The 13,881-nt window shown below is 73.9% G+C and carries 14 protein-coding genes; 7 read left to right on the plus strand and 7 right to left on the minus strand.

All coding sequences use genetic code 11. From position 1 onward, the window contains the following. The first annotated feature begins 24 nt into the window (after positions 1–24). From paaA to E2C05_RS05645, 6 genes are all read left to right on the plus strand, one after another. Positions 25–1,038 carry a 1,2-phenylacetyl-CoA epoxidase subunit PaaA gene (paaA, locus tag E2C05_RS05620; RefSeq protein WP_133218627.1) on the plus strand — a complete coding sequence of 338 codons (1,014 nt, stop codon included), beginning with the start codon at positions 25–27 and terminating at the stop codon, positions 1,036–1,038. 5 nt (positions 1,039–1,043) lie between these two features. Further along, positions 1,044–1,331, plus strand: a complete 288-nt coding sequence (gene paaB / locus E2C05_RS05625; protein ID WP_133218628.1) for a 1,2-phenylacetyl-CoA epoxidase subunit PaaB — start codon at positions 1,044–1,046, stop codon at positions 1,329–1,331. A gap of 1 nt (position 1,332) precedes the next feature. After that, positions 1,333–2,112, plus strand: coding sequence for a 1,2-phenylacetyl-CoA epoxidase subunit PaaC (gene paaC, locus E2C05_RS05630; RefSeq protein WP_133218629.1), 780 nt, complete (start codon positions 1,333–1,335; stop codon positions 2,110–2,112). Beyond that, positions 2,109–2,618 (plus strand): 1,2-phenylacetyl-CoA epoxidase subunit PaaD, encoded by a 510-nt coding sequence (paaD, locus tag E2C05_RS05635; RefSeq protein WP_133218630.1) that lies wholly within the window; start codon positions 2,109–2,111, stop codon positions 2,616–2,618. The genes paaC and paaD overlap by 4 nt, the downstream gene beginning before the upstream one ends. Before the next feature lie 175 nt (positions 2,619–2,793). Beyond that, positions 2,794–3,894, plus strand: a complete 1,101-nt coding sequence (locus E2C05_RS05640; RefSeq protein WP_133218631.1) for a 2Fe-2S iron-sulfur cluster-binding protein — start codon at positions 2,794–2,796, stop codon at positions 3,892–3,894. A 10-nt stretch (positions 3,895–3,904) separates the two neighbouring features. Continuing rightward, positions 3,905–4,510, plus strand: a complete 606-nt coding sequence (locus E2C05_RS05645) for an HAD family hydrolase (RefSeq protein ID WP_133218632.1) — start codon at positions 3,905–3,907, stop codon at positions 4,508–4,510. A 4-nt stretch (positions 4,511–4,514) separates the two neighbouring features. Here the strand turns inward: E2C05_RS05645 and E2C05_RS05650 are convergent, their stop codons facing one another. The 7 genes from E2C05_RS05650 to E2C05_RS05680 form a co-directional block, all read right to left on the minus strand. Next, positions 4,515–5,018: a hypothetical protein gene (locus E2C05_RS05650; protein WP_133218633.1), complete on the minus strand. Its 504-nt coding sequence runs from the start codon at positions 5,016–5,018 to the stop codon at positions 4,515–4,517. A 232-nt stretch (positions 5,019–5,250) separates the two neighbouring features. After that, positions 5,251–5,868, minus strand: coding sequence for a TetR/AcrR family transcriptional regulator (locus E2C05_RS05655; RefSeq protein WP_133218634.1), 618 nt, complete (start codon positions 5,866–5,868; stop codon positions 5,251–5,253). Beyond that, positions 5,868–7,199 carry a phenylacetate--CoA ligase PaaK gene (gene paaK / locus E2C05_RS05660; RefSeq protein ID WP_133218635.1) on the minus strand — a complete coding sequence of 444 codons (1,332 nt, stop codon included), beginning with the start codon at positions 7,197–7,199 and terminating at the stop codon, positions 5,868–5,870. The genes E2C05_RS05655 and paaK overlap by 1 nt, the downstream gene beginning before the upstream one ends. Beyond that, positions 7,196–7,615 carry a hydroxyphenylacetyl-CoA thioesterase PaaI gene (paaI, locus tag E2C05_RS05665; protein ID WP_240046599.1) on the minus strand — a complete coding sequence of 140 codons (420 nt, stop codon included), beginning with the start codon at positions 7,613–7,615 and terminating at the stop codon, positions 7,196–7,198. The genes paaK and paaI overlap by 4 nt, the downstream gene beginning before the upstream one ends. Positions 7,616–7,689: 74 nt before the next feature. Further along, positions 7,690–8,487 (minus strand): enoyl-CoA hydratase-related protein, encoded by a 798-nt coding sequence (locus E2C05_RS05670; protein ID WP_133218636.1) that lies wholly within the window; start codon positions 8,485–8,487, stop codon positions 7,690–7,692. A gap of 258 nt (positions 8,488–8,745) precedes the next feature. Continuing rightward, positions 8,746–11,136 (minus strand): YbcC family protein, encoded by a 2,391-nt coding sequence (locus E2C05_RS05675; RefSeq protein ID WP_133218637.1) that lies wholly within the window; start codon positions 11,134–11,136, stop codon positions 8,746–8,748. Between the two features lies 1 nt (position 11,137). Continuing rightward, positions 11,138–12,757: a proton-conducting transporter transmembrane domain-containing protein gene (locus E2C05_RS05680; protein ID WP_133218638.1), complete on the minus strand. Its 1,620-nt coding sequence runs from the start codon at positions 12,755–12,757 to the stop codon at positions 11,138–11,140. A 161-nt stretch (positions 12,758–12,918) separates the two neighbouring features. On the opposite strand from E2C05_RS05680, the gene E2C05_RS05685 reads away from it, so the two are divergent. Then, on the plus strand, positions 12,919–13,797 hold the full coding sequence (locus E2C05_RS05685; RefSeq protein ID WP_133218639.1) for a LysR family transcriptional regulator: 879 nt from the start codon (positions 12,919–12,921) through the stop codon (positions 13,795–13,797). Positions 13,798–13,881 lie beyond the last annotated feature (84 nt).

Genomic DNA, 13,881 nt, shown 5'->3' on the forward strand with positions numbered 1-13,881 from the left:
GCAGCCGCGGGAGGGTGCGGTCCCATGTACACACAAGCCCTGAACCAACAGGACGGCGTGGCCACCCAGGCCACCCCGGCATCCGAGGATGCCGGGGCGGTCGCGCGCTTCGAGGCGCGGGTCGCCGCCGAGGACAAGATCGAGCCGAACGACTGGATGCCGGCAGCCTATCGCCGCACCCTGGTCCGGCAAATCAGCCAGCACGCGCATTCCGAAATCATCGGCATGCAGCCGGAAGGCAACTGGATCACCCGCGCCCCCAGCCTGCGCCGCAAGGCCGCGCTGCTGGCCAAGGTGCAGGATGAGGGCGGGCACGGCCTCTACCTCTATGCCGCGGCCGAGACGCTGGGGGTGAGCCGCGAGGAGCTGTATGCGCAGCTCCTGTCCGGCAAGGCCAAGTACAGCTCCATCTTCAACTACCCGACGCTGACCTGGGCCGATATCGGCGCCATCGGCTGGCTGGTGGACGGCGCGGCGATCATGAACCAGATCCCGCTCTGCCGGACCTCCTACGGGCCCTATGCCCGCGCCATGATCCGGGTGTGCAAGGAGGAAAGCTTCCACCAGCGCCAGGGCTACGAGATCATGCTCACGCTCAGCCGCGGCACGGCGGAGCAGAAGGCGATGGCGCAGGATGCGCTGGACCGCTGGTGGTGGCCCAGCCTGATGATGTTCGGCCCGCCGGATGGCGAAAGCCAGCACAGCGACCAGTCCATGCGCTGGAAGATCAAGCGCTTCACCAATGACGATTTGCGCCAGCAATTCGTCGACGCCACGGTGCCGCAGGGCCACCATCTGGGCCTGACCTTCCCCGACCCCGAATTGCGCTTCGACGCGGAAGGCGGCCATTGGCGCTTCGGCGCCATCGACTGGGCGGAGTTCAAGGCGGTGCTGGCCGGCAACGGCCCCTGCAACCGCCAGCGCCTGAAGACGCGGCGGAACGCGCATGAGAGCGGCGCGTGGGTGCGGGAGGCCGCGCTGGCGCATGCCGCCAAGCGCCGCGCCCGCGCGGCGCAGCCGGCCCGGGCGGCGGAGTGACGGCCATGACCGAAGCCGCCATGCCGCTCTGGGAGGTGTTCATCCGCGCCCGCGCCGGCCTGTCCCACCGCCATGTCGGCAGCGTGCATGCACCGGACGCCGCCATGGCGCTGCTGGCGGCGCGCGACACCTACACGCGGCGCGGGGAAGGCCTGTCCATCTGGGTCGTCCCCTCCGCCGCCATCGCCGCCAGCGACCCGGCGGACCGGGATGCGCTGTTCGAGCCGACGGCCAGCAAGCCCTACCGGCACCCGACCTTCTACGAGGTGCCCGACGATGTCGGGCATATGTGACATGACCAGCATCCTCGTCGCCCAGGACGCGCCGCCGCTGCTGCTGCATGTGTTGCGCCTGGCGGATACCGCGCTGGTGCTGGGCCACCGCCTGTCGGAATGGACCGGCCGCGCGCCGATGCTGGAGGAGGAGCTGGCGCTGGCCAATGCCGCGCTGGACTATATCGGCCAGGCCCGCAGCCTCTACGACTATGCCGCGCGGCTCGACGGCCGCGGCCGGACCGAGGACGACCTCGCCTATCTCCGGGACACGCCCGACTGGCGCTGCTGGCTGATCGCCGAGCTGCCGAATGGCGATTTCGCCCACAGCGTGCTGCGGCAATTCCTGGTCGCCGCCGCCCTGCAGCCCTATTGGCGGGCGCTGGCGGCGTCGCGGGACGCGACGCTGGCCGCCATCGCCGCGAAGGCGGAGAAGGAAGCCGCCTACCACCTGCGCCATGCCGGCGAATGGGTGATCCGCCTGGGCGACGGCACCGACGAATCGCATCGCCGGATGACGGAGGCGCTGGAGGATCTCTGGCCCTATACCGGCGAGATGTTCGAGGCCGATGCGGTGGAGGCGGCGCTGGTCGCCGAAGGCGTGGCGCCCGACCCCCTGGCGCTGCGCCCGGCCTGGGAGGCGATGGTCGCCCGCGTGCTGGCCGAGGCGACGCTGGACCTGCCCGCGCCGTGCGCCTGGATGCAGTCCGGCGGCCGCCGCGGCGTGCACACGGAACATCTCGGCCATCTGCTGGCCGTCATGCAGCACCTGCCGCGATCCTATCCCGGGGCGGTGTGGTGAGCGTCGTCGCGCTGGCGGATGCCGCGCTGCGCCAGCGCGCGCTGGCGGCGGCCGGCGCGGTGGCGGACCCGGAGATCCCGGTGCTGAGCATCGCCGATCTCGGCGTGCTGCGCGACGCGCGCGTGACCGAGGATGGCGGGGTGGAGGTGGACATCACGCCCACCTATTCCGGCTGCCCGGCGATGGGCATGATCGCCGTGCAGGTGGAGGCGGCGCTGCTGGCGGCCGGGCTGCCGGCGCCGCGGGTGCGCCTGGTGCTCTCCCCCGCCTGGACCACCGATTGGATGAGCGCCGAGGGCCGCGCCAAATTGCGCGACTACGGCATCGCCCCGCCGGCCCCGCGCGCCACCCGCCGCGGGCTGTTCGGGCTGGAGGAGGAGGTCGCCTGCCCGCGCTGCGGCAGCACGGCGACCGAGACGCTGTCGGAATTCGGCTCCACCGCCTGCAAGGCGCTGCGGCGCTGCACGGCGTGCCGGGAGCCCTTCGACCACTTCAAGTGCCTCTAGGGCGGGCCCGCGAGGGGCTGCGGCGCGTCGGGCGCCCATGCGGGTTGCGGGGCAACCGGCCTGGGAACCCGGTCTCGGCGGGTCTCCTGCGTCCTGACCGCGCCCTGGCCAGGGCGGAAGATCCCAGGCCGATCCATCACCGATCCCTCCGCAGACCCGCCCCGGGAGCGACGCCATGAACGCCATCCCCGCCCGCGCCCGCTTCCATGCGCTGACCGTGGCCGCGGTGCGGCGGGAGACGGCGGATGCCGTCGCCGTCACCCTCGCCGTGCCGCCCGAATTGCGCGAGGCCTTCCGCTTCACGCCGGGCCAGTACCTGACCCTGCGCCGCGAGATCGGCGGGGAGGAGGTGCGGCGCAGCTATTCCATCTGCGCCGGGCTGGACGAGGATGCGCTGCGCGTCGGGATCAAGCGCGTTGCCGGCGGCGCCTTCTCCACCTGGGCGGTGGACAGCCTGCGGCCCGGCGACAGCATCGAGGCCATGCCGCCCGAGGGCCGCTTCGGCCTGCAGCCCGCGGCGGCGGGGCCGCCGCGCACCGTGCTGGGCATTGCCTGCGGCAGCGGCATCACGCCGGTGCTCTCCATCGCCCGCAGCCTGCTGGCGGCGGAACCGCGCAGCCGCGTGGTGCTGCTGTTCGGCAACCGCAGCGCAGGCGACATCATGTTCCGCGAGGCGCTGGAGGACCTGAAGGACCGCCATCTGTCCCGCCTGACCCTGGTGCATGTGCTGAGCCGGGAGAGGCACGAGCTGGCCGCGCTGCATGGCCGCCTGGACCGCGACCGCATCGCCGCGCTGCTGCCCGGCCTGCTGCGCCCGGGCGAGGTGGACGCCGCCTTCCTCTGCGGCCCCGCCGGCCTGGCGGAGGACGCGACCGGGTCGCTGCTGGCCTTCGGCGTCGCGCCGGAGCGCATCCATGTCGAGCGCTTCACGCCGGCCGGTGGCGCGCCGAAGCCGCGCCGGGATGCCGCGGCGGCGCCGGCGGCCGAGGCCCCGCCGGCGGCCATGCTGGCGGTGACGGCGGAAGGCGTGACCCGCAGCATCCCCATGTTGCCGGGCGAGACGGTGCTGGAGGCCGGCCTGCGCGCCGGCCTGGACCTGCCCTGGTCATGCCGTGGCGGCATGTGCTGTACCTGCCGGGCGAAGGTGACGGAGGGCACGGTGGCGATGGAGGTCAACTATTCCCTGCAACCCTGGGAGACGCAGGCCGGCTTCGTCCTGACCTGCCAGAGCCGCCCGACCACCGCCGCGCTCGCGGTGGACTACGATGCAGCCTGAGGACGGACGCATGCGCACCACCGTCGTCTTCGACCTGGGCGGCGTGCTGGTCGACTGGGATCCGCGCCACCTCTACCGCAAGCTGTTCCCCGGCGACGACGCGGGGATGGAGCGCTTCCTGGCGGAGGTCTGCACCAATGCCTGGAACCTGGAGCAGGATCGCGGCCGCAGCTGGGCCGAGGCGGTGGCGCTGCTGCAGGCCGAGCATCCCGGCCAGGCGGCGCTGATCGCCGCCTATCGCAACCGCTGGCCGGAGATGATGGCCGGCCCGATCGCCGGCACCGTGGACATCCTGCGCGCGCTGCGCGACCGCGGCACGCCGCTCTATGCGCTGACCAACTGGTCGGCCGAGACCTTCCCCCATGCGGTGGAGCGCTTCGACTTCCTCGGCTGGTTCCGCGGCATCGTCGTCTCCGGCCAGGAAGGCATGGTGAAGCCAGACCCGGCCATCTACCGCCTGCTGGTGGAACGGCACGGGCTGGTGCCGGCGGAGATCGTCTATATCGACGACAACCCCCGCAATGCCCGGGCGGCGACCGAGCTTGGCATGCATGGCATCCATTTCACCGGGCCGGATGCCCTGCGGACGGCGCTGGAGGCGCTGCGCCTGCTGTAGGGCTTCAGGGCCAGCTGGCCCAGTTGCCGGCGGCCTGCCGCTCTGGCGCCTCCTCCGGACGGTCGCCGAAGACCAGACCGGCGCGGTCGCTGAGGCCCATGGCATCCCAGGTGCCGGCCGGCTCCTCCGCCGGGGCGCCGGCGGCGCGGCGCAGCGCGCGTTCCACCCGCAACTGCTGCGCCGCGGTGAGTTCCGACCAGAAGCGGCTCAGCCAGGGATTGCGCCGCAGGGTCAGGCGCAGCCGTGCCGCCTCGTCGAGCGCCGGCGCGGTCGCGGCGGCGGGGGCGGCCATCGCCGGCTCGGGGTCCGGGATCGGGTCCATCGCAACCACCGGCGCCGCCGGCGGCGCCGGGAGGGCCGGCACCGGCGGGGGCAGGGCGGGCACCGGCGCGGCGGGCCGGGCGTAGCGCTCCGGCTCGAACAGCCTGTCGAGCACGGTCGGCTGGTTCATTGCCTCGCAGCCCGCGAGGAGCAGGAAGAGCGGCAGCAGGGGACCGTTGCGGTGCATGCCGCCAGAACGGCCGAGCGGGCCCGCGGATGCCTGTGCGCCGGACCGGGCCGCGCGGATGACCCGGGGCCGGGCCGTTGCGCATCCGGCCGGAATGCCGGTGCGGCCGCCTGCGCGACCGCTACGGGGCCGGATCGTGTTCGGAACGGCACCCCGCGCCGCCGTCGCCCTGGCCCGGATGGCCGGGCCGGGCTTCCAGCGGCCAAGCTTCCGGCGGCCAGGCTGCCCCGCGCTAGCCGGCCTGCGCAAGCTCGCGCACCGCGCCCGGCAGTCCCTCGGCCACCAGGGCCGCGGCCAGGCGCGCATAGTCTGCGCGGGTCACCGCCCCATCCTCCCGATGCCAGAGGTAGTGCCAGTTCAGCATGGCGAAAAGGCTCATCGTCGCCGGCTTCAGCAGCCGGCGATCCTCCTGCAACTCGGGCGACAGGTCCTGCAGCACCAGCGCCACCTCACCGACGATGGCGCGTTCCAGCGTGCGGAGATTCTCCTGCCGCTCCGGCGGCAGCAGCCCCAGGCAGGCGAGCTGGACGCGATGCACCGCATCCGCGTCGCGATAGGCTTCCAGCAGCGCGATCGCCACATTCTCCAAGCGCTCGCGCGGGGTGAAGCGTTCATCGGTGGCGCCACGGACCACTTCCAGCAGGTGCTGCAGGTGCTGCGCCAGCACGTCGAACAGCAGTTCCGACTTGTCCTTGTAGTAGTGGTAGAGCAGGGCCTTGGAGACGCGGCAGGCTTCCGCGATCATGGCCGTGCTGGTGCGGTCATAGCCATGCGCGGCGAACAGCTCCGCCGCGCGGTCCAGGATCGCCTGGCGCTTGTCCTCGTGGTCGGCGGCGCGCGGGCGGGCCATTACGGCTTGGGTCTCCGGTCCACCACGCGCTGCGCCTTGCCCAGGCTGCGCTCGACCGTGCCGGGGTCGCGCACCTCCACCGTGACGGAGACGCCGATCATCTCCTTCACATGATGCTCCAGCGCGCGCGCCGCCGTCTCGCGTTCGGCGCCGGCCACGCCGTAATCCGCTTCCACCAGTACCGTCAGGCAGTCGAGCGCGCCCTGCCTGGTGAGCACCAGCTGGTAGTGCGGCGCCAGGTCGCGGACCCGCAGGAGCTGCTCCTCGATCTGGCTGGGGAAGACGTTGACGCCCCGCAGGATGATCATGTCGTCGCTGCGGCCGGTCACCTTCTCCATCCGCCGGAAGCCGGGGCGGCCGGTGCCGGGCAGCAGCCGCGTCAGGTCCCGCGTGCGGTAGCGGATGATGGGCATGGCCTGCTTGGTCAGGCTGGTGAAGACCAGCTCCCCCTTCTCGCCATCCGGCAGCGGCGCGCCCGTCTCGGGGAGGATGATCTCCGGGTAGAAATGGTCCTCCCAGACATGCAGCCCGTCCTTGGTCTCCACGCATTCATTGGCGACGCCCGGCCCCATCACTTCCGACAGCCCGTAGATGTCCACCGCGTGCAGGTCGAAGGCCTGCTCGATCTCGGCCCGCATCGCCTCGGTCCAGGGCTCGGCGCCGAAGATTCCGATGCGGAGCGATGTCTTCCGCGGGTCCTTGCCCTGCTTCCGGAAGGCATCCAGCAGCGCCAGCATGTAGCTGGGCGTGACCATGATGATCTCGGGGCGGAAATCCTCGATCAGCTGGACCTGCCGCTCGGTCATCCCGCCGGAGACGGGGATGACGGTGCAGCCCAGCGCCTCCGCCCCGTAATGCGCGCCGAGGCCGCCGGTGAAGAGGCCATAGCCATAGGCGACATGCACCTTCATCCCCGGCCTGCCGCCGGCGGCGCGGATGCTGCGCGCGACCAGGCCCGCCCAGGTGTCGATGTCCTGCTTGGTGTAGCCCACCACCGTCGGCTTGCCGGTGGTGCCGGAGGAGGCATGGATGCGCGCCACCTGGTCCTGCGGCACGGCGAACATGCCGAAGGGGTAGTTGGCGCGCAGGTCGGCCTTGGTGGTGAAGGGGAAGCGCGCCAGGTCCGCCAGGTCGCGGAAATCGGCGGGGGTGACGCCGGCGGCGTCGAAGGCGCGGCGGTAATGCGGGACGTTGTCGTAGGCATGGCGCAGGGTCCAGGCCAGGCGGTCCCGCTGCAGCGCGCGGATCTCGGCGGGGGTGGCGCGCTCGATCGGATCCAGCAGGGCGGGCGGCGGCGCCTCGCCCAGGTGGCGCGCGGCGGCTTCGGTCATGGCGTCTGCTCCGGAACCAGGGTGCCGTCGATGCTGCGCGACAGGCCGCGGAAGGCGGCGATGGCGGCGCCCGCCTCGTCGGTGACCAGCACGTCGTAGATGCCGCTGCGGCCGGCTTCCGCGGCGCGGGCGGCGCGGGCGGTCAGCACCTGCCCGACCTGGGCCGGGCGCAGATAGGTAATGCTGTTGCTCTGCGCGACGGCGCGGCGGTTGAAGCTGTTGCAGGCGAAGGCGAAGGCGCTGTCGGCCAGCGCGAAGACGAAGCCGCCATGGCAGATGCCGTGGCCATTCGCCATGTGGGGGGCGACGGTGAGGGTCATCTCCGCCTCGCCCGGCGCGACGCGGATCAGGCGCAGGCCGAGGCCCTGGGAGGCCCGGTCCTCCGCCCACATCGCCGCGGCGCAGGCTTCGGCCAATCGCTGGGGTGTCAGGTGCTGGCGCGGCCGATTCAGACCTTCGCGCCCTTCGGCGCTTCGGTCATCGGACGCGCTCACTCCGGCGCTCCCTCGAACCGGGCCGGGCGCTTCTGCTGGAACGCGGCGACGCCCTCGGCGAAATCGGCGCTGCGGCCCAGCCCACGCTGCAGCCGCGCTTCCAGCGCCAGCTGCGCATCCAGGCTGTTGCCCTCCGCCGCGTCCAGCGCCTGCTTGATGGCCGAAAGCGCCTCCGCCGGCAGGCGGGCGAGACGGGCGCAGAGCGCATGCGCCTCCTCCAGCAGCGCGGCGGCGGGCACGGCGCGCCAGACCAGGCCGTATTGCGCCGCCTCCGTCCCGGTGATCGGGTCGCCGAGCATGGCCAGCGCCCGGGCGCGCTGCGGGCCGGCCAGCCGCGGCAGGGTCCAGGTGGCGCCGCTGTCCGGCACCAGGCCGATGCGGATGAAGGCCTGGGCGAAGCGGGCATCCTCGGCGGCGAGCGTGATGTCGCAGGCGAAGGCCAGCGAGGCGCCGGCCCCCGCGGCGGTGCCCTGCACGGCGCAGACCACCGGCTTGGGCAGGGCGCGGATGGCGCGGACCAGCGGGTTCCAGCCGCGGTCCAGCACCGCCTCCAGGTCGGCCTCGGGGCCGGTGAGGCCGGGCTCTGCCAGGTCCTGGCCGGCGCAGAAGGCGCGACCGCTGCCGGCGAGCAGCAGGGCGCGGCAGGCGGGGTCCGCCGCGGCCTCCTCCAGCGCCGCCCGCAGCGCGGCATGCAGCCCGGCATCGAAGGCATTCAGCCTGGCGGGGCGGTTCAGCAGCAGCATCCGGTAGCCCGGCCGGTGCTCCACCACCAGCGGCGGGTCGCTGTCGCTCATGCGGCGTGGTTCCTTCCCCGATCGGCCCGCGCTTGACACGCGGCCTGAGTTATAGGATTATATTCATGGAACACTGGCCGGTGCTTAACTATTGACCAACCGGCCGGTCAATGTATTTCCGCCGCCGCTGCCCCGTCAATCAGGGCCGCGGCCGGACCGCGTCGCCCGATGCCCGACGGCCGCGCGTCGGGGCGGCCGCGGTGCCCGGACGGCGCCCGGAGCTCGCCCCGGGCCCTGTGCGCCGCGTGGCCCGGCGCCCTATCCCAGGCGCCAGTCGCCGGGACCGTGGCGCCGCGCCACGCCGCCATCCGGCCGGATGGCATGCAGGTGCAGCCAGCCATGCTCCACCAGCGTCCGCACCCCCGCATGCTGCGCCAGGATGCGGTCCATCTCCGTCTCCGGCGCCTCGATCAGCACCTGCAGGCGCAGCGGTTCGTGCACGAAGCGGGCGCCGTCATGCACGCTCTGCCAGGGCAGGCCGGCGCGCAGGTCGCCGCCCTGGCCTTCCAGCACGCCGAACAGGCCGGTGACGTTGTGCAGCGCCTTGTTGCCGCTGCCCCAGGCCGCATTGTCCACCGTGCTGCCGTAGTACTGCAGGTTGATCCAGTTCGCGACCACCATGGGCGCGGTCATGATCAGCGTCAGCACCGGGAAGCCGCGCACCGCATCCGCCTGCCAGTCATAGGAATGCAGGAAGGCCCGGCCCGCCAGGTCCACCCCGGCCGTGCGGCTGCGCGGCGCGGCGATGAAGGCGGCGTTGTTCGCCAGCGCCCATTCCGGCCGCACCTCCGACCAGTCGGCGCCGCGGCGGCGCGTCGCCGCCTCGGCATCGCTGCCCGGGTCCAGGCCCAGCCCCGCCGCGCGCTCCCGCCGGGCGCGGCGCGATGCCTCCGCCAGCCGCGCCTGCAGCGCCGCCAGCGCCCCGGCCTGGGACGGCGGGACGCGGTCCGCATCGAAGATCCGCACCGCATCGGTGACCGTCTCGTGCAGCGCCGCCAGGAACCAGGTATCGGCTGGGATGGCGATGCCGCGCGCCGCCAGGCCCTGCCGCACCAGCGGGTCGTTCAGCACCGCCGCGGCGATCCGGGCATTGCTCTCGCCCGTATGGCCGCCGCAGGCGCCGCAATCGAGCCCGGCGGCATGCGGGTTGTTCACCGTCTCGGCGCCATGGCCGACCAGCAGCACCAGGCCGCCGAAGCCGCCGGTCAGCGACATCGCGCGCAGCACCGTCTCCGCCGCATCCACCCGCGCCTGGGTGGCCATGCCGGTCTTCCGCCCCTGCCAGTCCCGCGGCGCCAGGTCCGGCACCATGCGCGCCAGGGCGCCGTCCCCGGGCCTGCGGCGCAGCACGCCCCGCGCCAGCCCGGCCAGCGCGGCGAAGCCCAGCGTCTCCACATAGGCGAAGCAGGACACGGCGGAGGCGCGCAGCCCGGTCAGCAGGTCGCCGAGCCGCCGCCGCAGCCGCAACTGCGCCAGCAGGTCCTCCGCCTCCGCCGGGGCGGCGCCGGCCGGCACCTCCCGCACCGTCAGCCCGGCCGAGAGCAGCACCGGGAACTGCGCCGACCCCACCGCATCGCCGAAGCGGACATAGTCGGCGGCGAAGCCGAAGAAGCCGGCGAAGCCCAGCGTCTCCACCTCCGGCGCCACCGCTTCCAGCGCCCGGCGATAGACCTCCGAGCGGACATCGATGCAGAACACCGCCTGCGCCGCGGGGGCGGCGGTCCGCGCCGGCGCCGGCCGCGCCAGCTTCGCCGCCAGGTGGCGGCGGAAGGCCGCCTCCTGCGCCTCCAGCAGCGCCAGATCGCCCGAGAGATCGGCCGAGGCCGCCGGCGGCGCCGCCAGCCGCGTCGCCCAGGCGGCCCGGAAGCCGTCCTGCCGGTGCAGGCCGAACAGCGCCGCATCCCAGGCCAGCCGGATGGCCAGGAGGTGCAGCACGCCGTCATCCGTCCCGCCGGCCAGTTCCCGCCCCCAGCCGCGCTGGCGCAGCAGCCCGGCCCAGCCGGCCACCGGCAGCAGCGCGCGGTGGAGGTAGTCGTCCGCCTCCGCCTGCGGCAGGCCGATCGCCAGCAGGCAGGCGGCGATGCTGTCCAGCGGATCTTCCGGCAGGTCGGCGATGGCGGCGCGGAAGCCTCGCAGGCCCGCCACCTCCGGCGCGCGGTCATGCCGCAGCGCGGCGCGCCAGGCGGCGTGCAGCGGCAGGTGCTTCCAGGGCATCGGCCAGGCGGCCTGGCCCTCATCCGCCCAGGCGGCGACCCATTTGCCGATCTCGTCCACCATGAACCCGCCCCAGGCGGTGCCCAGCGTGCCGTCCAGCACATCGGCCACCGTCAGCGCGGCGGGGGCCGGCTGCGGCGCCGGGCGCGGCGCCCGCGCCAGCGCCGCCTCGGCCCCCGCCGCGGCCAGGTCCGCCGCCGTCACGCGGCCTTCGGCGATCGCCGTCGCCGTCCAGTCCCGCGGCGGCAGCAGGTCCCGCCCGGCGACGCGGCGCAGCGTCGCCGCCGCATCCCCGAAGCGCTGGCCGGAGAGGCCGAGGAAGGGGTTCACCGCCACGAAGTCGCGCAGCGGCCAGAGCGGCGCCACCTTGGCGCAGGCGCGGCGCGCCCGGTCCTCGAGCGCGAGGGCGGGGGCGGCGAGCGAGACGTCGGGCATGTCAGCGGGTCCCCGGGGCAGGCCGCGTCCGCCCGAGCAGGCGGTTGACGGCGGTGTTGACGGCGAAGCCGTTCAGCAGGTGGACGTAGAGGGATTCCAGGACGGATCGCTGGAAGGCGGCAGCGCCCGTGAGCGTGGATCCGGGCTGCCCATCACCTGCCGTCGCGGACCGCGACGGCAGCCGGCCCGGCACCGCGTTGCGGCGCGCGACGTTCAGCACCAGCAGCGTGGCGAAGGCCAGCACGGCCAGCACGCAGAGCACCGGCGCCAGCAGGCTGCGGTCCGCGATCCGGTCCGGCAGGGCGGCGCCCAGCAGCGCATCCGCGCCGGCCTGCAGGCCGAAATAGGCCACCGCGACGCCGCCCGCGATGCCGGCGGCGCGCAGCGCGAAGCCCGGCGTGGCGCGGCCGGCCGCGCCGGTCGCCAGGGTCGGCACCAGGGCCATCACCAGGACGGAGCCGAGCACCGCCGGGCCGGGCGCCTGCCAGAAGGGCAGGCCGAGCGTGGCGCCGACCAGCAGCACCAGCAGCACCGCGCCGGCCAGGGACGGCACGATGACGCGCAGCGGCAGGGCCGGCAGGCGATCCGGCCGCCGTTCCGCCGCCACGCCGCCCGCGGTCAGGAAGGCATGCGCCTTGTAGAGGCCGTGCGCCACGATGTGCAGCAGCGCCGCGGCGAAGGCGCCGAGGCCGACCTGCATCACCATGAAGCCCATCTGCGCGATGGTGGACCAGGCCAGCGTCACCTTCACGCTGGTCTGCACCAGCATCACCGCCGCGCCGAACACCGCGGTCAGCGCGCCGATCAGCAGCAGCAGGTCCATCGCCCCGGCCGAGAGCGCGATGACATCGGCCAGCCGCACCAGCAGGAAGCCGCCGGCATTGATGATGCCGGCATGCAGCAGGGCGGAGACGGGGGTGGGCGTCTCCATCACCTCGGTCAGCCAGCCATGCGCCGGGAATTGCGCGGATTTCAGCACGGCGGCCAGCGCCAGCAGCAGGGCGATGCCATGCACCGCGAGGCCGGGGTCGGTCATGCCGCGCGCCGCCTGCTGGATGCCGGCGATCTCCAGCGTGCCGAAGCACTGCCAGGCCAGCAGCACCGCGGCCAGCAGCGCCGTGTCGGCCACCCGGGCGGCCAGGAATTTCTTGCGCGCCGCCAGCGCCGCCGCCGGCCGGTCCGGGTAGAAGACCAGCAACCGGTGCAGGCCGAGGCTGGTCGCCACCCAGGCGCCCAGCAGCAGCGCCAGGTTGCCGGCCATGACCAGCACCAGCACCGCGGCCAGCGTCAGGGCCAGCCATTTCAGGAAGCGGCCCTGGCCCGGATCGCCATCCAGGTAGCGGCGGCTGTAGTCCACCACCACGGCGCCGATGCCGGAGACCAGCAGCAGCATGGTGGCCGAGACGGCATCCAGATGCACGATGCTGCCCGGCACCGCCCGCCCCGTGACCATCAGGGCCAGCGCGATCGCCAGGGCGAGGCCGGCGGCGCCGGCGGCGGCGGCCAGGGTGGCGCGGCGCATGCGGCGCGGGTCGCGGTCGGCCGCCGAGGCCGGCACCAGGCCGGGCAGCAGCAGCAGGACCGGCCCGAGCAGGGCCAGCCAGGACAGCAGGGACGGCATGGGGACTCCGTTGCGGGATCGGCGCCGGATGTAGTGATCCTGCAATCATCCGCAAAATACAAAGATTGCAAAGGACCGTTCTGTCTGACAGAAGGATGCGCCGGCCGGCCGCCGGCGCGCGGGGGCAGCGCGGTGGGGCGGCGTGGCGGGCGGGGGACCCGATGGCGGCGCTGAACTACCACCACCTGCGGCATTTCTGGGCCATCGCGCGGGAGGGCGGCCTGACCCGCGCTGCGGAGCGGCTGAACATCGCCCAGTCCGCGCTGTCCACCCAGCTGAAGGCGCTGGAGACGGAGCTGGGCCAGCCCCTGTTCGAGCGCCGCGGCAAGCGGCTGGAACTGACCGAGGCCGGCCGCATCGCGCTGGACCATGCCGAGCGCATCTTCAGGACGGGGGAGGAGCTGGTGGACACCCTGGTCCGCCAGGGCCCGGCGCATCGCCGGGCGCTCCGCATCGGCGCCGTCGCCACGCTGTCCCGCAACTTCCAGGCCTCGCTGCTGCGGCCGCTGCTGGGCCGCAGCGATGTGGAGCTGATCCTGCGCAGCGGCACGCTGCGGGAGCTGCTGGCGCAGCTGGACGCCCTGGCGCTGGATGCGGTGCTGTCCAACACGCCGGTGGCGCATGAGCCGGGCTCCGACCGCGTGGTGACGCTGCTGGCGGAACAGCCGGTCAGCCTGGTCGGCCCCGCCGGCAGCGGGCCGCTCCGCTTCCCCGAGGACCTGGCGGCGGTGCCGCTGCTGCTGCCGGGGCGGGAGAGCAGCATCCGCCAGGGCTTCGACCTGCTGCTGGACCAGGCCAATATCCGCCCCGTGGTGCTGGCCGAGGTGGACGACGCCGCCATGCTGCGCCTGCTGGCCCGCGCCAGCGCCGCCGTCACGCTGGTGCCGCCCATCGTCGTGCAGGACGAGTTGCGCAGCGGCGTGCTGGAGGAGCGGGCGGCGGTGCCCGGCCTGCGGGAGGGCTTCTACGCCATCACCCAGCGCCGCCGCTTCCCCAACCCGCTGCTGGCGGAATTGCTGGACCGGCCGGCGGCGGCGTAGCGCCGATGGCGGGCAAGCGTGAACGCCCGGATGATGCCCGGCGCGGGGTCGGCGTGGCGGCCGCGCGCGAAGCGGCGGGTCGTG

It is taken from the genome of Paracraurococcus ruber (genome assembly GCF_004353985.1).
In the GTDB taxonomy this organism is placed as follows: domain Bacteria; phylum Pseudomonadota; class Alphaproteobacteria; order Acetobacterales; family Acetobacteraceae; genus Paracraurococcus; species Paracraurococcus ruber.